22 protein-coding genes and 1 tRNA gene are annotated in these 19384 nt (G+C 68.3%); 8 read left to right on the forward strand and 15 right to left on the reverse strand.

Translation table 11 applies throughout. From position 1 onward, the window contains the following. Positions 1 to 13: 13 nt before the first annotated feature. On the forward strand, positions 14 to 1672 hold the full coding sequence (locus B7495_RS13460) for a DNA repair helicase XPB (protein WP_088457030.1): 1659 nt from the start codon (positions 14 to 16) through the stop codon (positions 1670 to 1672). Between the two features lie 39 nt (positions 1673 to 1711). Here the strand turns inward: B7495_RS13460 and B7495_RS13465 are convergent, their stop codons facing one another. Both B7495_RS13465 and folP read right to left on the reverse strand, forming a co-directional pair. Continuing rightward, complete coding sequence (locus B7495_RS13465) at positions 1712 to 2431, reverse strand: pyrimidine reductase family protein (protein WP_088457031.1); 720 nt, start codon at positions 2429 to 2431, stop codon at positions 1712 to 1714. Continuing rightward, positions 2431 to 3339 carry a dihydropteroate synthase gene (folP, locus tag B7495_RS13470; protein ID WP_088457032.1) on the reverse strand — a complete coding sequence of 303 codons (909 nt, stop codon included), beginning with the start codon at positions 3337 to 3339 and terminating at the stop codon, positions 2431 to 2433. The genes B7495_RS13465 and folP overlap by 1 nt, the downstream gene beginning before the upstream one ends. Before the next feature lie 238 nt (positions 3340 to 3577). On the opposite strand from folP, the gene B7495_RS13475 reads away from it, so the two are divergent. The 3 genes from B7495_RS13475 to B7495_RS13485 all read left to right on the forward strand — a co-directional run bounded on the left by B7495_RS13475 (position 3578) and on the right by B7495_RS13485 (position 6525). Further along, positions 3578 to 4270 (forward strand): response regulator transcription factor, encoded by a 693-nt coding sequence (locus B7495_RS13475; protein WP_066597326.1) that lies wholly within the window; start codon positions 3578 to 3580, stop codon positions 4268 to 4270. 29 nt (positions 4271 to 4299) lie between these two features. Further along, positions 4300 to 6081: a cell wall metabolism sensor histidine kinase WalK gene (locus B7495_RS13480; protein WP_088457033.1), complete on the forward strand. Its 1782-nt coding sequence runs from the start codon at positions 4300 to 4302 to the stop codon at positions 6079 to 6081. A gap of 153 nt (positions 6082 to 6234) precedes the next feature. Continuing rightward, entirely contained in the window at positions 6235 to 6525 is a 291-nt protein-coding gene (locus tag B7495_RS13485) for a WXG100 family type VII secretion target (RefSeq protein WP_088457034.1), read from the forward strand. Between the two features lie 86 nt (positions 6526 to 6611). Here B7495_RS13485 and groL read toward each other — a convergent pair whose 3' ends face one another. The 5 genes from groL to B7495_RS13510 form a co-directional block, all read right to left on the reverse strand. Then, positions 6612 to 8240 carry a chaperonin GroEL gene (groL, locus tag B7495_RS13490; protein WP_088457035.1) on the reverse strand — a complete coding sequence of 543 codons (1629 nt, stop codon included), beginning with the start codon at positions 8238 to 8240 and terminating at the stop codon, positions 6612 to 6614. 140 nt (positions 8241 to 8380) lie between these two features. Next, positions 8381 to 9454 (reverse strand): DUF3048 domain-containing protein, encoded by a 1074-nt coding sequence (locus B7495_RS13495; protein ID WP_166788781.1) that lies wholly within the window; start codon positions 9452 to 9454, stop codon positions 8381 to 8383. Positions 9455 to 9608: 154 nt separating this feature from the next. Next, positions 9609 to 9812 (reverse strand): cold-shock protein, encoded by a 204-nt coding sequence (locus B7495_RS13500; protein WP_088457037.1) that lies wholly within the window; start codon positions 9810 to 9812, stop codon positions 9609 to 9611. A 224-nt stretch (positions 9813 to 10036) separates the two neighbouring features. Continuing rightward, positions 10037 to 10597, reverse strand: a complete 561-nt coding sequence (locus B7495_RS13505) for a LytR C-terminal domain-containing protein (RefSeq protein WP_088457038.1) — start codon at positions 10595 to 10597, stop codon at positions 10037 to 10039. 50 nt (positions 10598 to 10647) lie between these two features. After that, positions 10648 to 10947, reverse strand: coding sequence for a DUF3263 domain-containing protein (locus B7495_RS13510; protein ID WP_198415021.1), 300 nt, complete (start codon positions 10945 to 10947; stop codon positions 10648 to 10650). Positions 10948 to 11142: 195 nt separating this feature from the next. Here B7495_RS13510 and msrB point away from each other — a divergent pair, with 195 nt between their 5' ends. Further along, positions 11143 to 11544, forward strand: a complete 402-nt coding sequence (gene msrB, locus B7495_RS13515; protein ID WP_088457040.1) for a peptide-methionine (R)-S-oxide reductase MsrB — start codon at positions 11143 to 11145, stop codon at positions 11542 to 11544. 108 nt (positions 11545 to 11652) lie between these two features. On the opposite strand, the gene B7495_RS13520 is transcribed toward msrB, so the two are convergent. Beyond that, positions 11653 to 11859, reverse strand: a complete 207-nt coding sequence (locus B7495_RS13520) for a helix-hairpin-helix domain-containing protein (protein WP_088457041.1) — start codon at positions 11857 to 11859, stop codon at positions 11653 to 11655. A gap of 58 nt (positions 11860 to 11917) precedes the next feature. Continuing rightward, positions 11918 to 12892 (reverse strand): SDR family NAD(P)-dependent oxidoreductase, encoded by a 975-nt coding sequence (locus B7495_RS13525; RefSeq protein ID WP_088457042.1) that lies wholly within the window; start codon positions 12890 to 12892, stop codon positions 11918 to 11920. A gap of 113 nt (positions 12893 to 13005) precedes the next feature. On the opposite strand from B7495_RS13525, the gene B7495_RS13530 reads away from it, so the two are divergent. Beyond that, on the forward strand, positions 13006 to 13233 hold the full coding sequence (locus B7495_RS13530) for an SHOCT domain-containing protein (RefSeq protein WP_134408121.1): 228 nt from the start codon (positions 13006 to 13008) through the stop codon (positions 13231 to 13233). Between the two features lie 48 nt (positions 13234 to 13281). Here B7495_RS13530 and B7495_RS13535 read toward each other — a convergent pair whose 3' ends face one another. Both B7495_RS13535 and B7495_RS13540 read right to left on the reverse strand, forming a co-directional pair. Continuing rightward, positions 13282 to 13905 carry a sugar O-acetyltransferase gene (locus tag B7495_RS13535; protein ID WP_240632253.1) on the reverse strand — a complete coding sequence of 208 codons (624 nt, stop codon included), beginning with the start codon at positions 13903 to 13905 and terminating at the stop codon, positions 13282 to 13284. 32 nt (positions 13906 to 13937) lie between these two features. After that, positions 13938 to 14336 carry a PLD nuclease N-terminal domain-containing protein gene (locus tag B7495_RS13540; protein ID WP_088457045.1) on the reverse strand — a complete coding sequence of 133 codons (399 nt, stop codon included), beginning with the start codon at positions 14334 to 14336 and terminating at the stop codon, positions 13938 to 13940. A 175-nt stretch (positions 14337 to 14511) separates the two neighbouring features. On the opposite strand from B7495_RS13540, the gene B7495_RS13545 reads away from it, so the two are divergent. Next, positions 14512 to 15873: a chloride channel protein gene (locus B7495_RS13545; protein ID WP_088457046.1), complete on the forward strand. Its 1362-nt coding sequence runs from the start codon at positions 14512 to 14514 to the stop codon at positions 15871 to 15873. A gap of 16 nt (positions 15874 to 15889) precedes the next feature. Here the strand turns inward: B7495_RS13545 and B7495_RS13550 are convergent, their stop codons facing one another. From B7495_RS13550 to B7495_RS13565, 4 genes are all read right to left on the reverse strand, one after another. After that, positions 15890 to 16417 (reverse strand): nucleoside deaminase, encoded by a 528-nt coding sequence (locus B7495_RS13550; RefSeq protein ID WP_240632254.1) that lies wholly within the window; start codon positions 16415 to 16417, stop codon positions 15890 to 15892. Then, positions 16414 to 16698, reverse strand: a complete 285-nt coding sequence (locus B7495_RS13555; RefSeq protein ID WP_088457047.1) for a hypothetical protein — start codon at positions 16696 to 16698, stop codon at positions 16414 to 16416. Before B7495_RS13555 ends, B7495_RS13550 begins: the two co-directional genes overlap by 4 nt. Before the next feature lie 86 nt (positions 16699 to 16784). Beyond that, positions 16785 to 16860: transfer RNA gene (locus B7495_RS13560), tRNA-Thr, on the reverse strand. 103 nt (positions 16861 to 16963) lie between these two features. Continuing rightward, a complete protein-coding gene (locus tag B7495_RS13565) occupies positions 16964 to 17881 on the reverse strand; it encodes a thioredoxin domain-containing protein (RefSeq protein ID WP_088457048.1) in 918 nt (305 codons plus the stop codon). 283 nt (positions 17882 to 18164) lie between these two features. Here B7495_RS13565 and B7495_RS13570 point away from each other — a divergent pair, with 283 nt between their 5' ends. Further along, a complete protein-coding gene (locus tag B7495_RS13570; RefSeq protein WP_088457049.1) occupies positions 18165 to 19262 on the forward strand; it encodes an ABC transporter ATP-binding protein in 1098 nt (365 codons plus the stop codon). The last annotated feature ends 122 nt before the right edge of the window (positions 19263 to 19384 follow it).

Here is a 19384-nt window from a genome sequence, read left to right on the forward strand (position 1 = left end):
AGCATTGTTGCTTATGTCCGATGGCCCGCTGATCGTCCAAAGTGACCGCACGGTTCTGCTCGAAGTCGCGCACCCTCTGGCCGAGGATGCCCGGCACGACCTGGCCGTGTTCGCCGAACTGGAACGCGCGCCGGAACACATCCACACCTACCGCATCACCCGGCTCGGCCTCTGGAACGCCCGCGCCGCCGGGCATGACGCGGCCAACATGCTGGCCACGCTCGAGAAATACTCCAAGTTCGCGATTCCGCAGACCGTCACGGTCGACCTCGAAGAGACCGTGGGCCGCTACGGCCGCCTGGTCATCGACCGGGACCCCGAGGGCCAGCTGGTGCTGCGCAGTCTCGACGCGCCGGTGCTCACCGAGGTGGCCGGTGCGCGGCGCATCGCCCCGCTGCTGATCGGCCAGCCCACCCCGGACTCGTTCCTGGTGGCGCCGTGGGCGCGCGGGCAGCTCAAGCAGGAGCTGGTGAAGCTCGGCTGGCCCGCCGAGGACCTCGCCGGCTATACCCCGGGCACCCCGCACGACATCGCGCTGCTGGAAGACGGTTGGGCGCTGCGTGACTACCAGCACAAGGCCGTGGCGAACTTCTTCGAGGCCGGCTCCGGCGTCGTGGTGCTGCCCTGCGGCGCGGGCAAGACCCTCGTGGGCGCCGGCGCGATGGCCACCGCCAAGACCAACACCCTGATCCTGGTCACCAACACGGTCTCTGCCCGGCAGTGGCGCGACGAGTTGCAGAAGCGCACCACCCTCACGGCGGAGGAGATCGGCGAATACTCCGGCCAGGTCAAGGAGGTCAAGCCCGTCACCATCGCGACCTACCAAATCCTCACCGCCAAGCGGAAGGGCGAGTACGCGCACCTCGAGCTGCTCGACGCCATGGACTGGGGCCTGGTGATCTACGACGAGGTACACCTGCTGCCCGCCCCGGTGTTCAAGCTCACCGCCGAGTTGCAGGCCCGGCGCCGGCTCGGCCTGACCGCCACCCTGGTGCGCGAGGACGGCCGCGAGGGCGACGTCTTCAGCCTGATCGGGCCCAAGCGGTTCGACGCCCCGTGGAAGGAGATCGAGGCCCAGGGCTTCATCTCCCCCGCCGCCTGCTTCGAGGTACGCATCGACCTGCCCCACAGCGAGCGGCTCCGTTACGCCGCTGCGCCCGACGACGAGCGCTACCGGATGGCCGCCACCGCGCCGGCGAAGCTGGACATCGTCAAGGAGCTGGTGGCGATGCACCCCGGCGAACGCATCCTCGTGATCGGCCAGTACCTCGACCAGATCGACGAGCTCGCCGAGGCCCTGCAGGCGCCCAAGCTCACCGGGGCCACGCCGGTGGATGAACGCGAACGGCTGTACCAGGCGTTCAGGGTGGGAGAGGAGAACCTGCTCGTGGTGTCGAAGGTGGCTAACTTCTCGATCGACCTGCCCGAGGCCTCCGTCGCCATCCAGGTATCCGGATCCTACGGGTCCCGGCAGGAGGAGGCCCAACGCCTCGGCCGGCTGCTGCGCCCGAAGGAGTCCGGCCTCACCGCCAGCTTCTACACCCTCGTCGCCCGCGACACCGTCGATCAGGACTTCGCCCAGAACCGCCAACGTTTCCTGGCCGAGCAGGGCTACTCGTACACGATCCTCGACGCGCACTCCCTCGCCCGTCCCACCGTGGCCGCGAACTGAGAGAAAAGCCCCAGAATCGCCAAGTTTTAGGGGCTCAGCTCACAGTTCGCGGGCGCGAAGGTAGCGCAGCAGCAGGGTGTCGCCGGCCGGGAGGGCGTGGGCCAGGCGCATCCGGCGCGGCGATGCGTCCGGCGCGCCGGCGATGCGCGCTGCCCGGCCGGACTCCAGCAGCGGGGCCAGGGTGAGGCAGAGCTCGTCCACGGCATCCGCGGCCAGGAGTGAGCCGAACAGGCTCGGGCCGCCCTCGCAGAGCACCTGCGGGTAGCCCCGCGCGGTGAGCGCGCGCACCATCAACGCATGGTCGACGGATGCCTCCCCGCAGACCCACACGTCGGCCACCGCGGCGAGCGCCGCCCGGCGTTGGGCGGGGGCCTGGGCGTGGGTGATCACGATCGGCCGGGTGGCGGCGGCGGTGAACACCGGGTGCGCCGGGTCCAGGTCGAGACGGCCGGACACCAACGCCACCGGCGGGTGCTCCGGTAGCGCGTGGGCAACTCGCCAGGCCACCGCCTCGTCGGTGAACCGGATGCCCCCGTAGCCCTCGGCGCGCACGGTGCCCGCACCGACGAGGATCACGTCGGTGAGCATCCGCACGGTGTCGAAAACCAACTTGTCGGCGTCGTCGCCGAGCCCGCCGCTCAGGCCGTCGTGGGTGGCGGCGCCGTCCAGGCTGCTGATGAAGTTCACCCGCAGGTGCGGGGCGGACCTGTCGTGCACCGTGTAGCGGGCCAGCACGTCGCCGGGATCGATGGCGCTCATCAGGTGAGGTTGTGGCGCAGGTACGCCGGTTCGCGCCAGCCGAGAATAGCTTCGGTCATCCGCACGGCGTCCACCGCGGCCGCCACGTTGTGCACCCGCACGATGCGGGCGCCCTGCATGATGCAGTAGACGACGGCGGCGAGGGTGCCCTCCACTCGCTGGTCGCGGCCCCGGTCGAGGGTCTCTCCGATGAAGTCCTTGTTCGAGACCGCCACCAGCGTGGGCAGGCCGAGCGTGGTGATCTCCGCCAACCGGCGGGTCAGCTCGAGGGAGTGCCGGGTGTTCTTGTTCAGGTCGTGCCCGGGATCGATCACCAGCCGGTCGGCCGGCATCCCGTGCTCGAGGGCGCGCTGCACCCTGGCCTGCAGGAAGCCGGACACCTCGGCGGCGACGTCGGTGTACTGCGGCGCCGGGTACGGCGTGCGGGGCCGGGCCAGGCTGTGCGTGATCACCAGAGTGGCGTCGCTGTCCGCGACGACCTCGGCCATCCGCGGGTCGTGCACACCGGTGGTGTCGTTGATCACGTGCGCGCCGGCGTTGATGCTGGCCCTGGCCACGTCGGGGTCGAAGGTGTCGACGGAGATCACGACGCCGGTGCCCCGTAGGGCGGCGACGACGGGTACCACCCGGTCGATCTCCTCCGCGACCGGAACGGCCGGACCCGGGGCGAACTTGGCCCCGCCGATGTCGACCCAGTCGGCGCCGTCGTCGATGGCCCGATGTGCCGCCGCCACGGCCTGATCGAGCGCGAAAGTGGCGCCCTGATCATAGAAGGAGTCCGGCGTGCGGTTGATCACCGCCATTACCGCCACCTCACGCGCGAAGTCGAAGTCACGCCCGTTGATGCGGCGCCGGGGCACGTCCAGCCGGGGCCGGATGACCCCGGTCGGGTCGGTCGAGCTGACCATCTGACTCCTTGTGGTGTTGGGCCGCGGTGCGACGGCGACGGGTGTGCGTTCAGGCGGCGCCCGGTGACGGATCGAGCAGGTCTTCCCAGGCTATGCTCTCATCCGCCAGTCGGCGCTGGTCCACCCTGACGCGCCGCGGAAGACGACCTCGACCTGCCGAAAGCGCTGTCACCGGATCATCCGCACACATACCGCCCACTCACAGGAAAGCACCAGCTAACGCGCAGATACTAGGGGCATGACTGACGGCCCCCGCATCCTTATCGTTGACGACGAACCCAATATCCGGGATCTTCTCACCACCAGCCTCCGCTTCGCCGGGTTCGCCGTGCGCGCCGTGGGAAACGGTGCCCAGGCGATTTCCGCCGTGCTTGAGGAAGAGCCCGATCTGATCATCCTCGACGTGATGCTGCCCGACATGAACGGCTTCGGCGTCACCAAACGCCTCCGTTCGGCCGGTTACACCGCGCCGATCCTCTTCCTCACAGCCAAGGACGACACCGAAGACAAGATCACCGGCCTCACCGTCGGTGGCGACGACTACGTCACCAAGCCGTTCAGCCTCGACGAGATAGTGGCACGGATCAAGGCCATCCTGCGCCGCACCATGCACGCCGACGAAGACGCGGTCATCCGTGCCGGCGAGCTCACCATGGACCAGGACACCCACGAAGTCCTCGTCGGCGACCAGCCCATCGAGCTCAGCCCCACCGAGTTCAAGCTGCTGCGCTACCTGATGCTCAACCCGAACCGGGTACTCTCCAAGGCGCAGATTCTCGACCACGTCTGGGAGTACGACTTCAACGGCGATGCGGGCATCGTGGAGTCCTACATCTCCTACCTGCGCCGCAAGGTGGACATGCACTCCAGCGAGCCGCTGATCCAGACCAAGCGCGGCTTCGGCTACATGCTCAAGGCCGCCAAGGCATAGACCCAGTTTCCCCTCCTTAGACTGGAACCATGCATGTGGCCCTGATGGACCGTTGGAGCCGGATTTCGCTCCGCTCCAAGATCACCGGTGTGACCGTGCTGATGCTGACCCTCGGCCTGCTCGTCTCCGGGGTGGGCACCATGGTCATCCTGCGCAACTACGTCGTGCAGCAGGTGGATGCCAGCCTGCAGACCGAGGCGCAGACCACCCTGATGGACTATCGCAACTCGATGGCCAACGGCAGCGCCGCCGGGGTGGACTCCGACTACTTTGTCGCGATCTATGACCAGAACGGTGTTCTGAAGGACCGCACCTGGCGGGACCGCCCGCGCTCCAGCCTGCCCGCGGTGACCATGGCGTTGGACCTGCCCAGCGTGATCGCCATGAACGGCGCCGTGCAGAAGCTCTCTGACGCGGAAGGCTCCACCGAGTTCCACGCGGTGGCGGTGCCGTTCGTGATCAACTCCACCGGCACCTACGGCACCCTGCTGATGGCTGTGTCCCTGCAATCAGCGCAGAACACCGTCAACACGTACCTCAGCATCTTCCTCGGCTTCGGGGTGGGCGTGGTGCTGGTGGGCGCCATGCTCACCCGGCTGCTCGTCACCACGACCTTCGCGCCGCTGCGCGAGGCCGAGCGTACGGCGGCGGCCATCGCCGACGGCGACTTCAGCCAACGGCTGGGCGGGGCCACCCCCAATACCGAGGTCGGCCGGCTCAATCGGTCCCTCAACACCATGCTCAGCCGCATCGACCGGGCCTTCAAGGACCGGGCCCGCACGATCGACCAGATGCGCCGCTTCGTCGGTGACGCCAGCCACGAGCTGCGCACCCCACTGGTCTCGGTACGCGGCTACGCCGAGCTCTACCGGATGGGCGCACTGCAGACCCCCGAAGACGTGGCCCAGGCCATGGAGCGGATCGAGAAGGAGGCGATCCGCATGGGCGGTCTCGTCGAGGACCTGCTCGAGCTCGCCAGGCTGGATGAGACCAAACCCCTCGTCCTCACCCGAGTGGACCTGCTGCCCCTCGCCCACGACGCCGCGCTGGACGCGATGGCCTCCTCCCCCGGTCGTCAGGTCACGGTACTGACCAGCCATCCCACCGAGTTCGACGCGGAAGCCCCGGCGTCGTCCATCGATTTGGCGCACTCCACCGGCGAGGTCGCACCAGCCCCGCTGACGCCTTCGCCGACCCCTGCCGCCGAGGGGACACCGGCCAAGCCCGCGGCAGCCAAAGCCGCCGCGACCAAGGGTGCGGCCACGAAGGGCGAAACGTCCGGCACCGGCACCATCTCGTTCGCCGGCGCCACCCTCGCCCGCCTCCGCACGCGCAGGCCCAGGCGCACGGATGCGGCTACTCCCGCCGCCGAGACCCCCGAGGTTGTGGAGGCCCCACCTGAGCTGGACGCGGTGATCATGGCCGAAGAGAACAAGGTGCGCCAGGTCATCACCAATCTGATGGGCAACGCTCTCCGGTTCAGCCCGGCCGACAGCCCGGTGGAACTCGAGGTCTCCGTCGACCGCCGCAACCAGCGGGCCTCCATCTCGATCATCGACCACGGCGAGGGCATCCCGCCACAGATCCGCGACAAGATCTTCCAGCGCTTCTGGCGGGCCGACACCTCCCGCGCCAGGGAAACCGGCGGCAGCGGACTCGGCCTGGCGATCGTGGCGTCCATCGTGGCCAGCCACAACGGGTCGATCGAGGTCGTCGAGACCCCGGGCGGCGGAGCCACCTTCCGGGTCTGGTTCCCGCTGGCCGAGTCGCCCGCCGCCCCGCAGGCGCTCACGTCGCCGACCCTGGACTGACCGGCGCCGGCGGCGGGGCCCCGCTCCTCCCCAGCCCGGTGGGGCGGCCGGTTGTCCTCAGGGCCGCCTCGGGCCCTTCGGCGGCTTCCCGCACGCCGTAGCGTCGCCCGCGGGCGTCACCCCGACGCCTACACGAGCGGACGGAGCCTCTTGATGACCCAGTTCCAGGTCGACAGCGATGCATTGATCACCACCACCGGCGCGGCACGCGCCACCATGGCCCGCATCCAGGCCGAGGTGGCGGCGCTACTCGGTCAACTCACCGGGCTGGAGGGTTCCTGGACAGGGCAGGCGTCGGCCCAGTTCCAGGGGGCCGTCGCGGCGTGGCGCACCACGCAGCTGCACGTCGAGCAGAGCGCGGATGCGCTCAATCAGGCGCTCGGGCAAGCCGGCCAGCAGTACGCCGAGGTGGAGCAGGCCAACGCCCGGCTGTTCGCCCGGTAGCCCGACACCGGATACGACAAAGGCTGGGCGCCTCCCGAAGGAGACGCCCAGCCTGAGGTGGTGCGTTAGTGCAGGGGCTGCGGGACTTAGAAGTCCATGCCACCAGAGGGGTCGCCGGCCGGAGCCGAGTTCTTCTCGGGCTTGTCGGCGACAACGGCCTCGGTGGTGAGGAAGAGTCCGGCGATCGACGATGCGTTCAGCAGCGCGGAGCGGGTGACCTTCACCGGGTCATTGATGCCGGCAGCGATCATGTCGACGTACTCACCGGTTGCGGCGTTGAGGCCGAATCCGACGGGCAGGTTGCGTACCTTGTCGGCGACAACGCCCGGCTCCATGCCGGCGTTGAGCGCGATCTGCTTGAGCGGAGCGTCGATGGCAACACGCACGATGTTCGCGCCGGTTGCCTCGTCGCCGACGAGGTCAAGAATTGCCTTGCCCTCGAATGCGGTCTTGCCGGCCTGGATCAGCGCAACGCCACCACCGGCGACGATGCCCTCTTCGACGGCTGCCTTCGCGTTACGAACGGCGTCCTCGATGCGGTGCTTGCGCTCCTTGAGCTCAACCTCCGTCGCGGCGCCGGCCTTGATGACGGCAACGCCACCGGCGAGCTTCGCCAGGCGCTCCTGCAGCTTCTCACGGTCGTAGTCCGAGTCGGTGTTCTCGATCTCGTTGCGGATCTGCTGAACACGACCGGCGATGGCCTCGGCGTCGCCGGCACCCTCGACGATGGTGGTCTCGTCCTTGGTGATGACGACCTTGCGGGCGTTACCGAGCAGGTCGAGGGTGACGTTCTCGAGCTTGAGGCCGACCTCCTCGGAGATGACCTGGCCACCGGTGAGGATGGCAATGTCCTGCAGCTGCGCCTTGCGGCGGTCGCCGAATCCGGGGGCCTTGACGGCAACCGACTTGAAGATGCCACGGATCTTGTTCACGACGAGCGTGGCCAGGGCCTCACCGTCGACGTCCTCGGCAATGATGAGCAGCTGCTTGCCGCTCTGGATGACCTTGTCGACGATCGGCAGCAGGTCCTTGATGTTGGAGACCTTGGAGTTGACGATCAGGATGTACGGGTCTTCGAAGACCGCTTCCTGACGGTCGGGGTCAGTGACGAAGTACGCCGACAGGAAGCCCTTGTCGAAGCGCATGCCCTCGGTGAGCTCCAGCTCGGTGCCGAAGGTGTTCGACTCCTCGACGGTGACAACACCTTCCTTGCCGACCTTGTCGATGGCCTCGGCAATGATCGCGCCGATTTCGGCGTCACCGGCAGAGATGGAGGCCGTGGCCGCGATCTCTTCCTTGGTCTCGATCTCCTTGGCGCTGGCGATGAGCTCGGCGATGACCGCAGCGGTCGCCTTCTCGATGCCACGCTTGAGGCTGATCGGGTCGGCGCCGGCTGCGACGTTGCGCAGGCCTTCGCGAACCAGGGCCTGAGCGAGGACGGTGGCGGTGGTCGTACCGTCGCCGGCGACGTCGTCAGTCTTCTTGGCGACCTCCTTGACGAGCTCCGCACCGATCTTCTCGTACGGGTCGTCGAGCTCGATCTCCTTGGCGATGGACACGCCGTCGTTGGTGATCGTGGGGGCGCCCCACTTCTTCTCCAGCACGACGTTGCGTCCGCGCGGGCCGAGGGTCACCTTGACCGTGTCAGCGAGGATGTTGAGGCCGCGCTCAAGGCCGCGACGGGCCTCTTCATTGAAAGCAATGATCTTTGCCATATGTGTTTCTCGTCCCTCCCGGACGTTACCAAAACGATGATGGGTTAGCACTCCGAACAGCAGAGTGCTAAACCGATTCTGGCACTCTGGGGTCGAGAGTGCAAGTGAACGGCGGGGGCCGGTGCCGGGTTCCGGTCGACCTACGGCACCAGTTCCACGCTGCCGTCGTCGGTGGGTACCAGTTCGATCCAGGTGTTGCCCGGTGCGAGCTCGATCGTGGCCCCGACAGCGTCGGCCAGCCGGATCGGCGCGGCCGCGGCATCCTTGAACCAGGTGGCGGGCATCGTCGAACCGCCGGTCGACACCCACGCCGTGCCCGACCCGGTCAAGATGGTGCGGGGCACGTCGCTGCCGCGATCGACCTCCACCCGCAGCACCACGACGTTGGTGGCGTTGAGCTGGGCACCGGTACTGTCCAGGTCGGCAGCGCCGTCCTGGCTGCGCAGGTACCCGGTGGCCGCCGGGTCCCAGGCCCAGGCCCTCCCGCCGGATTCGGAGAACCGGGTGACGATGGTGGTGGTCCGATCGCCGGCGAGGGACGCTGTGGCCTCCGCGGCGCTGTCGGCGTAGTCGAACTGGCCGGGCGGCGGCGCGAGGTCGGAGTGCAGGGTGACGGTCTCGTCCGCGGCGAGCACCACATCGTGCGGTGAATCCCGGTCGTCGGACCGGACGAACAGGCCTCCGGCGTCGTCGTCGAAGACCACGTTCAGCAGCGGAGAGGCCCTCATCGCGGCCACGAACTGCGGCTGGCCGCCGGAATACGCCACGATGCCGCCGAACGAGCTCAGGATCTCCGGGTCCATCGGACGGATGGAACGTACCGGGCCGACAGCATCCGGCACGTCGGAGTGCCAGAGGGCGACGTAGCGGGTGATGCCGCCCTCGACCAGCTCTTCAAAGACCAGGTCGGCGCGCTCGAGACCGAGCTGCGGCCTCGCGGCCGGGTGGTTGTCGATCTTCACGGCCAGGGACGGATGCTCGGCACGGGACGGGTCCACCGGTGTGCCGCGCAGCGGCATGATGCCCGGTTGCGGTGTCGGGTCCGCCGACGCCGTCGCTTCGGGCACCGGCGCAGAGCAGCCGACCAGCCCCAAGCTCAGTCCCAGGCCCAGCCCCAAGCACAGGCCCGCGCCGATCAGGGCCGCGCCGCCAGGCGTCCGCCGTCCGGATCGGATTCGACGGGGAGCAGCAGGGAACATCCGAAACGCAGTCACGCCACACACCCTAGCCCGCCCGGTATGTCTGCCCGGGGTCACGGTGGTGGCGTGACTGACACTCGGTGGTCGACCGATCATCCAAGGATCAATGGTCGAGCACGTGCGTGGTGTTCTCAGCTGGTTGAGGCTGGCTGCGTTCGACGCCGGGCGGTTAGGCCGGGCGAACCGACTCGGCCTGCGGACCCTTGGCTCCGGTACCGAGTTCGAAGATGACGTGCTGGCCTTCCTCGAGAACCTTGTAGCCGTGCATGTCTATGGCGGAGTAGTGAACGAAGACGTCCTGCCCACCTCCATCGACGGTGATGAAGCCGAAACCCTTTTCAGCGTTGAACCATTTGACGGTTCCGTTCGCCATGTGAAACTCCCCTGTTGCAGTGTTGTGTTTCGGCACTCACCCGTTGGTGCTACCGGGCCTGGCGCAGAAGCTGCGTCCACCGTCTCGAAACGAGCACTCTCGGGTAGAGAGCGCTCAGCCGAGAAAATGAGCGACCACTGCAGACACTAGTGACGGGAGTGAAACTCAATAGGGGGTTGACTGGGAAGGGCAACCCCAGTAGGACGGGGAGTCGTCGGGCCGGGTCAGCCGGCGGGCATCGCGTAGTCGCTGCCCACGACGACGGTGAGGGTGGCATCCGAGCCCGCGAAGTCATCCGCCAGCAGGACCTCGGAACCGGGCAGCAGAGCCGCCACACCGCGTGCAGCGCCCTCCAGGGCCGCGTCCGCGTAGTAGACGGTCGTCGTGACGACGTCCTCGGTGTCTGCGTCGCTGGTGCTGCCGACGGTCCAGCCGCCGGTCGTGAGCAGGTCGCCAACCGACCGGGCCACCCCGCTCGTCGGAGTCCCGTTGAGCACCGTGACACTCGCACTGGGGTCAGTGGTCGGCTCGGCGGTGGGCACCGGCTCCGGCGTGGGCTCCGCGGGCGTGGTCTCGGCCTCGATGCCGGGAATGGTGATATTCAGCCGGTTGTTCAGGACCGTCAGACCGATCGCGCCGACCCCGATGAGGAGGGCGGTCGCGGCGAGGGCCCACCAGACGGCAAGCCAGCGACGCCCCTTCTTGGCTGGTGCGCGGTGCGCCCCCACGCGGTCGAGCTTGTGCGGGAGGTCATCGAAGCGGTCTTTCGGGTACGAAGTGGGCATCGTCTGTCTGGTTCGATCCTCGTTTGGCTGAACACACGGTAGGAGGTTCCCTACTCGATGGGGCGGATGGCTCGGGCCGACCGCGCCTGCGACCGTGCGTCACGCATCCGTTGCAGTCGGTTGACCAGCATGGGATCGTGGGCGAGGGCAAGCGGGGAGTCGAGCAGGGCACCCAACAATTGATAGTACCGGGCGGCCGACAGACCGAATTCGGAGCGAATGGCCTGTTCCTTGGCACCGGGGTGTGACCACAGTCGCCGCTCGAACGCGAGCAGGTTTTCGTCACGAGGGCTGAGCCCGACGGAGCCCTCGGCGCCCCGCGTGCTCTCGTCGTGCCCGCTGGTCGCCATACGCGTCATCTTATTTGGCACGGACTGGGTTTTCGCTGACCGGTCCCGCCTGTCGCGCAACACGGACCCGCTAGCGTCGAGGGTGGGAATCGGCTGGGGAATCACCGGGTGCGCCGCATGCGGGAATGCCGGGGACCCCGGCCGAGTTTACGCTGGAGGCAGTTCTCTGCCGAGACTGGATCGAAAGGACGCACCATGGACTACGAGGTCACCAAGTCTGACGCCGAATGGAAGGCGGAGCTCACCGCCGAGCAGTACGCCGTGTTGCGCGGGGCGGCCACCGAACGCGCCTGGACCGGTGAGCTCCTCGACGAGGGTCGTTCGGGCGTCTACACCTGCGGCGCCTGCAATGCCGAGCTGTTCAAGAGCGGCACGAAGTTCGACTCCGGCTGCGGCTGGCCGAGCTTCTACGAGTCCGTGCGGCCAGAGGCCGTGGAGCTCATCGAAGACCGGTCGCTCGGCGTGGTGCGCACCGAGGTGCGCTGCGCAGCGTGCGGTTCGCACCTGGGCCACGTGTTCGACGATGGTTTCGGCACCCCCACCGGAGACCGGTACTGCATGAACTCGATCTCGCTCAACTTCACCCCCGTCGACTAGTCCGGCGCCGGCCTCCGCGGCCGCGACTGTTACCCGTGCGGACAAGTGCACCCGGCATACCGGGTGCACTTGTCCGCCGCGGGACCAGTTGCTTGGTCACCGGGCACCTCAGCCTTCGCGCAGCGGACGCAGCCGCGCCAGCGCCTTCGGGCCCATCCCGTGCAGTCGGGCGAGGACGTCAAGGTCCGTCGCACGCAGGTCGTCAACGGTCAGGATGCCGGCGGCCACGAGCGCGCGCCGCGCTGGAGCAGGGATCCCCTGAGCCAGCCAGACCGCCTCATCCGCACCCGCACTGCCAGAACCGTCCTGAGCCATGTCTCCAACCTACGATTCGGGTTCCGGAGCCGCAACGGTTCCCCGTACGGTGCAGGGTTCAGGCGAAGGCATTCACTCCGGTGAGCTCGGCCGAGAACGCCCAGAGCCGGGCCGCCGCATCCGGATCGATAGCGTGGTACTCGACCCCGCTGATCCGGGCCGTGGAGCTGTCGGGCTCGGTGGGTTCGGCGATGTCACAGTCTTCGCAGTAAACGCCGCCCATCCCGTCGAGCATCGGCGACGTGGCCGCCCAGGTGGAGGTGGCGGCACCCTGCTCCGGTGATTTGAACACCGGATTGACGGTGCCATTCTCGGTCATCCAACCCGCGGCGACCATCTCCTCCCGGGGCAGGTGACGCTGCAACTCGGTCATGATGCCGCCGGGGTGCACCGCGAAGGCGCGCACGCCACGGGTGGCGCCGAGAGCATCCAGGTGCACCGCGAAGAGGCTGTTGGCGGTCTTCGCCTGTCCGTACGCCTGCCACTTGTCGTAGCCGGCGCTGAAGTCGGGGTCGTCGAAGCGGATGCCGCTGAGCTTGTGGCCCGTCGAGGAGAGGGCAACGACCCGAGCGCCGCCCTCGGCCGTAAGCGCGGGCCAGAGCAGGTTGGTGAGCACGTAGTGGCCGAGGTGGTTGGTGGCGAACTGGGATTCCCAGCCGTCTCCGACCCTGGCCTCGGCGGACGCCATGATGGCGGCGTTGTTGATCAGGATGTCGAGGCTGCGTCCGGTGGCCACGAATCGTTCGGCGAAGGCGCGCACGCTGACCAGATCGGCCAGGTCGAGGGCCTCGACCTCCACGGCGTTCAGGCCGCGCGCAGCCAGGGCGGCCCGGGCCACCTCCGGACGCCGGGCCGGCACGATCACCTGGGCGCCGGCCGCGGCGAGAGCGGCGACGGTTTCGATGCCGAGGCCGGAGTAGCCGCCGGTGACGATCGCCGTCTTACCGCTCAGGTCGACACCCGCGAGCACCTCGGTCGCGGTGGACTGGGCGGTGAATCCGGTGGACAGGGCGTGCTGGGGCGTGAGGGTCATCGCTCCAGCGTACGCTCGCCCACTGCGGGATCCTGCGAGGTCAGCAGGCCGGGGCCGGCCGGCACGGATAGACTTCCCCCGACCGGCCGGGAAGTCCGGCATTGGGGGAACTGATGCTCAGCAATCTGACTGGTTGGCACGCGCTCATCATCCTGGGCGCGCTCAGCACGATGGTCCTGGTCGCCCTCGCGATCGTATTCTTGGCCATTCGCGTGGCGCGCCGTCGGCAGGTGGGCGATCACGCTGACCGGTTGGCGCAGCTGGAGCAGTTGCATGCCAGGGGACTGTTGTCCGACGCCGAATACGCAACCAAGCGCCAGGATATCCTCGGGCGGCTCTGACGCGACGGGTACTGCGGTCCCGCATACGCTACCGGTCGGCGCCGTAAGTCAGGCCACACCCAGGCCGACCCGGTCGCCCGGCCCGATCTCGCGCACCACGCGGGCCGGGTTGCCGGCGGCGATGACCCCGGCCGGCACGTCCTTGGTGACGACGGAGCCGGCGCCGATGATGCTGCCCGCGCCGATGGTCACGCCTGGGCAGACCACGACGTTGCCGCCCAGCCAGACGTCGTCTTCGATGGTGATCGGCGAGACACGCTCGAAGCCGGCGCGGCGTTCCGCAACGTCCACGGCGTGAGTCGGGGTGTACAGGCGGGCGCTGGGTCCGACCAGCACGTTGGCGCCGATGGTGATCTCGCCACCGCCCAAAGCGAGGAAGTCCGCATTGATGAAGGTGTTGGCGCCCACGTGCAGCCGGGACCCGTAGTCCAGGTACAGCGGCGGCCGGAAGTCCGCGCCCGCTCCCACGCTGCCGAGCAGCTCAGTGAACAGCGCATGCGCCGCGGGCTGGTCGTCGTCGTAGAGCGCGGTGATCTGCCGGCAGGTGCGTTGAGTGCTCGTCGTCATCTCGGCGAGTTCGGGACCGGAGCGATACCGGTACCAGTCCCCCGCCACCATCTTGTCGAATTCGGAGCGAGCAGAATCCTGGGGTGTTTTGTTGTCTGTAACCACAAACCCAAGCGTAGCCCGTTGCCGGGTCGGCGTCAGACCGACGACTCACGCCCCTCCGCCAGCCGGCGTCGTTCGGCCAGCTCGGCCTCAAGACGACGGATGCGGGCCTGTTCGGCGTGGAAGTCGATCTCGCGGTCGAGAGCGGCCAGTTCCTCCTCGGTGCTCGACACCCGGCGTGCGGGCAGCACAGCGGATGCCCCGGCCGATGCGGGCCCGCTGCGCGGCGCGCTTCTGCTCGACCGCGCGGCCGGGGCGGGATACTCCCGGCCGATCGCGAACCAGAGCAGGCTGCCGATCACCGGGAGAAAGATCACCAACAGCACCCAGAGGACCTTGGGCAGGTGTTTCACCTGGCCGTCCTGCCGGGTGATGATGTCCACGAGGGCGGCGACGATGAGAACCAGGAGCACAGCGGAGAACAGCGCATACATGCCGGTCAGCCTAGTGAACGGGGCGCTCGACCGACCAGCCCCCATTTGCGGCCGGATGCTGCGACCGGTCAAACCCGCCCCGGCCGGGTCCGTGGGGCCTTGCGTTGTCGATTCGTCCGGGCCAGCGTGGACTGGGACGCCGGCACGCCCGCACCCTATCGAGGAGGACCCCGACATGGACGCGCACCCCGACCCGTCGGCGCCGGCGAAACCATCGCCCGACCCACTGGCGGTGATCCGCTCCCGCGGCTACCTGCGCATCCTGTTGCTGGCCGGGCTCATCGGGGTGCCGGTGTCGATCGCCGCCTACGGCTTCCTCGCGCTGGTCGACTGGCTGCAGGAGTACCTGTTCACCGGACTGCCCGGTGTTCTGGGCTTCGCCGACGTTCCGCTCTGGTGGCCGTTTCCACTGTTGGCCCTGTCAGGACTGTTGGTGGGTCTGTGCATCCAGCGACTGCCGGGCACCAGCGGGCATCCGCCGTCTGAAGGGTTCAAGGCCGGCGGCTTCCCGCAACCCCGGGAGCTGCCCGGAGTGGTGCTTGCTGCTCTGGCCACCCTGGCTCTCGGCGCCGTACTCGGTCCGGAGGCGCCGCTGATCGCGCTCGGTGGCGGTTTGGGCGCCCTGGCGATTCGGCTGATCAAGAAAGACTCACCGCCGTCGGCCGTGGCGGTGGTCGCCTCCGCGGGCAGTTTCGCGGCGGTGAGCACCCTCCTCGGCTCGCCGCTGCTCGGCGCCTTCCTCTTGATGGAGGCATCCGGGCTGGCCGGCGCGATGCTAGGGGTGGGCCTGCTGCCCGGTCTGCTCGCCTCCGGCATCGGCTCCCTGGTCTTCGTGGGCCTGGACTCCTGGACCGGCCTGGGCACGTTCTCCCTCGCACTCCCCGACCTGCCGTCGTTTTCCACCCCCACCGCGGCCATGTTCCTCTGGGCGCTGGGGATCGGGGTCGCCTGCCCGCTGTTGGCGTGGGGCATCCGGGCCCTGGCCCGCATCGTGCGCCCGTACGTGCACGCCCATCGGCTCCTGGTGACCCCGGTGCTCGGCCTGGCGATCGCGGGCCTGGCCGTGCTGTTCGCGCAGGTGACCGGGGAGGACACCGGCGAAGTGCTCTTCTCCGGCCAGTCGGCCTTGCCGTCGCTGATCAATGACGGGGCCTCCTGGCCGCTCGGCGCCGTCGGGCTGCTGATCCTGTGCAAAGCGCTCGCCTACGGCCTGTCGCTGAGCGCGTTCCGCGGCGGTCCGGTGTTCCCGGCCATGTTCGTCGGTGCCGCTTTGGGGATCGCGGCCTCGCACCTGCCCGGCATGGCGCTGGTGCCGGCGGTGGGGGTGGGCATCGGCGCCATGTGCGTGTCGATGCTGCGCCTGCCGCTGACCAGTGTGCTGCTGGCCACGGTGTTGCTCAGCAGCGACGCGTATGCCGTGATGCCGCTGGTGATCGTGGCGGTGGTCGTCGCGCACGTGATCACCGGCCGGTTACCCGAGCCGCCGGGCCGGCGGCTGAGCGGCGCGCTCCCCTCCGCCAGCCCGTCGACGGTCTGACCCGGCCTGCCCGCAATCAGGGTGCGGCGTCCCAGAATCCCGCGTGCACGGAGGCCGCTGCGTCGATCAGGGCGGGGCCGGCGACGATCACGGTGTTGCCGCCGCGGGCGAACACCTCCCGGCAGGGCAGGTCGAGCGTCGCTTCGCCGCCTTGTTCCGGCACCATCTCGCCGAGCATCTGCTCGGGCAGCGCGTAGGCGACCCGGCCGATTCCGGCCCAGTAGATGGCGCCGGAACACATCACGCACGGTTCGGTGCTCGTATAGAGCGTGCTCGCGTGCAGGTCGTCCCTGGAGAGCCGGGCACTGGCCAGGCGAACGAGGTTGGTCTCGGCATGGCCGGTCGGGTCGCCCGCGGTGACCACGCTGTTCTGGCCCTCGATGATCGTGCCGTCACGGGCCACCAGGATGGCGCCGAACGGGTGATTCCCGTTCGCGCGCGCCAGACGAGCCACGTCGATGGCCCGGGCGAGGTGCGTCTCGTCGGCTGCCGAGATCAGGGTCGGGTCGGCGACGGTCTCGCTGTCCGGACGGAATCCGGTCACAGGGCGACGTCCTCCACGGTCTCGGTGAGCAGGGCGCGCGGATTGCGCATCAGAGCAGCCCCCGGACCCTTCCAGAGTTCCTCGAGCGCGACCTTCATCTTCTCGGCATCGGTGCGGGAGCCGAAGTCAAGATCGATCCGGACCGCCGAACGGTCGTCGACCGGGCGCATGACCCGGAAGCTGCTGACGCCGGCGGTCTTGCGGCCGAGCGGATCAGAGTCGAACATCCGCTTCCACGCGTCGTAGTCCCCGACGGAGTGTTCAATGTGCAGGGTGAACATGGGAATCCTCGATTCCGCCGGCACTGAGGCTGGCCGGCACGCGGACATCGTAGCCCGGGCAGTGCCGTCGAGAAGTGCCGAAAAGATGGGGCCGGCCACGGGACTTGAACCCGTAACCCCCACTTTACAAGAGTGGTGCGCTACCAATTGCGCCAGGCCGGCATGAGGCGATCGAACTGCCTCGAGCATTCATCCTAAATCACCCGGCGACCGGATGCCGACGCAATCGTGCATCGGCGCGGCATCCGGCCCGGGAAACGACCGGTTACCCGGCCGGCGTCGGAGTGGGCGTCGGCGTCGCGGTGGAGTACGCCTCGCTGGCGGCCTGCAGCACGAAGGCCGCGAACTCCTTGGCGTCGTCGAGGGCGCCGACGTACTGCTTGCCGTTCACCAGCACCGTCGGGGTTCCGGTGATCGCTTCGAGGGAGGACGAGTTCGGGATCGGTCCGCTCAGAGCCCGATCCGTGGAGGCGAGAACCCAGGACTTGAAGGTGGTCTCGTCGATGCACTCGTTGATTGCGGTGATGTTCTCCGACACACCCGAGCTCTTCACGATCGCCTTGATCTCGTCGTCACTGAGACCGGCGGTGCCTTCGACGGGCTGGGCCGCAAAGAGCGCCGAGTTGAACGCCAGGAAGTCGTCCGGCGCGGAATCCGCCACGCACGCGGCCGCGTTCGCGGCACGCAGTGAGTACTGGGTTCCGGCGGACTTGCTGGTCAGGATCGAGATCGGGTGGATCTCGACGGTGGCGGCGCCGGAGTCTACCCACTGAGAGATCTGCTCGGCGTTGGTGGTCTCGAAGGTGCCGCAGAACGGGCAGAGGTAGTCGACGTAGACGCGGATGTCGGCGATGGTCCCCGTGGCGTCCGGGGTGGACGGCACCGGCTCGGCATCCGGCTGCAGCGCGGGGGTGGTCACCGCGGTCAGGCCCTCGCCGACCAGGAGACCGTCACTGGCCATGTTGCGCGGGCCCGGTCCGGCGGGCTGAACGGAGTTGACGATGATCAGGACGATGGCCGTCACGACGGCGATGGCGGCCAGGGCGATACCGCCCTGCAGGAACACCCGGTTGCGGCGATCCCGCTTCTTCTGCTCGACTCGAATCTGTGCTGCCTTCGTGCGCGCTGCGTCGCGTCGCTGATTCTTCGAGGGACGGGGGTCGCCTGGGCCGCCAGTTGTCATGGATGATCGCTCCGAGTTGAGGGGGTGCGCTCGCGGTTGTGCGCGGTAGCACTCCAAATAGTAGGACCCCAGTCTGGGAAATAACCAACCGGCAGCTCACAGCGGGCTCACTGCGGGCTCACCGAGTCCCTCCGGCGCGCGGTGAGCTATCAATTCAGCGGTCACCCATCCCGGGCATGCCATACTAGAGAGGTCTTGCGCTGGCGCTACGTCGGCCGGACATAAATCCCATCACAACGGATCGTCCGGCACGTACCTGCCGGTGAAGGAGAATAACGAAATAATGGCTTCAGTAACCTTTGACAAGGCCACCCGTCTGTACCCGGGTTCCACCCGCCCCGCGGTCGATCACCTCGACCTGTCGGTCGCCGATGGTGAGTTCCTCGTCCTGGTCGGCCCCTCCGGCTGTGGAAAGTCCACCTCGCTGCGCATGCTCGCCGGCCTCGAAGAGGTCAACGACGGCGACATCTTCATCGGCGAGCGCAACGTCACCGACGTTCCCCCGAAGGACCGTGACATCGCCATGGTCTTCCAGAACTACGCCCTGTACCCGCACATGACCGTCGCAGAGAACATGGGCTTCGCGCTCAAGATCGCCGGCGTCAACAAGGACGAGCGCGCCACCCGCGTTCTCGAGGCCGCCAAGCTGCTCGACCTCGAGCCTTACCTCAGCCGCAAGCCGAAGGCCCTCTCCGGTGGCCAGCGTCAGCGTGTTGCCATGGGTCGCGCCATCGTGCGTCAGCCTCAGGTGTTCCTCATGGACGAGCCGCTGTCGAACCTCGACGCCAAGCTGCGCGTGCAGACCCGCACCCAGATCGCGTCGCTGCAGCGTCGCCTGGGCGTCACCACCGTCTACGTCACCCACGACCAGACCGAGGCGCTCACCATGGGTGACCGCATCGCTGTACTCAAGGATGGCGTCCTGCAGCAGGTCGGCACCCCGCGCGACCTGTACGCCAAGCCGAACAACGTCTTCGTTGCCGGCTTCATCGGCAGCCCGGCCATGAACCTGTTCCTGGCCGACGCCGTCGACGGCGGCATCAAGTTCGGCACCGCGACGGTCCCCGTATCCCGCGAGACGCTGTCCGGAGCCAACGGCCCCAAGGTCACCATCGGAGTGCGCCCCGAGGACATCCAGCTGTCAACCACGATGGGCGAAGGCCTCGCAGTTGACGTCGACCTGGTCGAGGAGCTCGGCGCCGACGGTTACCTGTACGGCCACTCCACCGTCGAGGGCAAGCGCACCGACATCGTCGCCCGCGTCGATGGCCGTTCGCACCCGTCGGCCGGCGACACCGTCTACCTGACCACGACGCCGAACCACCTGCACGTGTTCAACGCAGAGTCCGGTCTCCGTCTCGGCGGCGCCGTCACCGACTAAGCACTGATCGACAAACTCGACCGCCGGCAGTTTCGGCGGTCGAGTTTGTCATATCGGCGCCCGGGTTCCCCGGCGCCTTTTCCTCGTCTTCGTGCCGATTCCGGCCGGGGCGGCTTGCGGCC

Source organism: Cryobacterium sp. LW097 (genome assembly GCF_002205495.2).
Classification (GTDB): Bacteria; Actinomycetota; Actinomycetes; order Actinomycetales; family Microbacteriaceae; genus Cryobacterium; species Cryobacterium zongtaii.

What these genes read in the sequence shown, in the direction of transcription:
- B7495_RS13460 (WP_088457030.1), top strand. Translation starts at nt 14, where the DNA reads ATGTCCGATGGCCCGCTGATCGTCCAAAGTGACCGCACGGTTCTGCTC.
- B7495_RS13465 (WP_088457031.1), bottom strand. Translation starts at nt 2,431, where the DNA reads ATGAGCGCCATCGATCCCGGCGACGTGCTGGCCCGCTACACGGTGCAC.
- folP (WP_088457032.1), bottom strand. Translation starts at nt 3,339, where the DNA reads ATGGTCAGCTCGACCGACCCGACCGGGGTCATCCGGCCCCGGCTGGAC.
- B7495_RS13475 (WP_066597326.1), top strand. Translation starts at nt 3,578, where the DNA reads ATGACTGACGGCCCCCGCATCCTTATCGTTGACGACGAACCCAATATC.
- B7495_RS13480 (WP_088457033.1), top strand. Translation starts at nt 4,300, where the DNA reads ATGCATGTGGCCCTGATGGACCGTTGGAGCCGGATTTCGCTCCGCTCC.
- B7495_RS13485 (WP_088457034.1), top strand. Translation starts at nt 6,235, where the DNA reads ATGACCCAGTTCCAGGTCGACAGCGATGCATTGATCACCACCACCGGC.
- groL (WP_088457035.1), bottom strand. Translation starts at nt 8,240, where the DNA reads ATGGCAAAGATCATTGCTTTCAATGAAGAGGCCCGTCGCGGCCTTGAG.
- B7495_RS13500 (WP_088457037.1), bottom strand. Translation starts at nt 9,812, where the DNA reads ATGGCGAACGGAACCGTCAAATGGTTCAACGCTGAAAAGGGTTTCGGC.
- B7495_RS13505 (WP_088457038.1), bottom strand. Translation starts at nt 10,597, where the DNA reads ATGCCCACTTCGTACCCGAAAGACCGCTTCGATGACCTCCCGCACAAG.
- B7495_RS13510 (WP_198415021.1), bottom strand. Translation starts at nt 10,947, where the DNA reads ATGGCGACCAGCGGGCACGACGAGAGCACGCGGGGCGCCGAGGGCTCC.
- msrB (WP_088457040.1), top strand. Translation starts at nt 11,143, where the DNA reads ATGGACTACGAGGTCACCAAGTCTGACGCCGAATGGAAGGCGGAGCTC.
- B7495_RS13520 (WP_088457041.1), bottom strand. Translation starts at nt 11,859, where the DNA reads ATGGCTCAGGACGGTTCTGGCAGTGCGGGTGCGGATGAGGCGGTCTGG.
- B7495_RS13525 (WP_088457042.1), bottom strand. Translation starts at nt 12,892, where the DNA reads ATGACCCTCACGCCCCAGCACGCCCTGTCCACCGGATTCACCGCCCAG.
- B7495_RS13530 (WP_134408121.1), top strand. Translation starts at nt 13,006, where the DNA reads ATGCTCAGCAATCTGACTGGTTGGCACGCGCTCATCATCCTGGGCGCG.
- B7495_RS13540 (WP_088457045.1), bottom strand. Translation starts at nt 14,336, where the DNA reads ATGTATGCGCTGTTCTCCGCTGTGCTCCTGGTTCTCATCGTCGCCGCC.
- B7495_RS13545 (WP_088457046.1), top strand. Translation starts at nt 14,512, where the DNA reads ATGGACGCGCACCCCGACCCGTCGGCGCCGGCGAAACCATCGCCCGAC.
- B7495_RS13555 (WP_088457047.1), bottom strand. Translation starts at nt 16,698, where the DNA reads ATGTTCACCCTGCACATTGAACACTCCGTCGGGGACTACGACGCGTGG.
- B7495_RS13565 (WP_088457048.1), bottom strand. Translation starts at nt 17,881, where the DNA reads ATGACAACTGGCGGCCCAGGCGACCCCCGTCCCTCGAAGAATCAGCGA.
- B7495_RS13570 (WP_088457049.1), top strand. Translation starts at nt 18,165, where the DNA reads ATGGCTTCAGTAACCTTTGACAAGGCCACCCGTCTGTACCCGGGTTCC.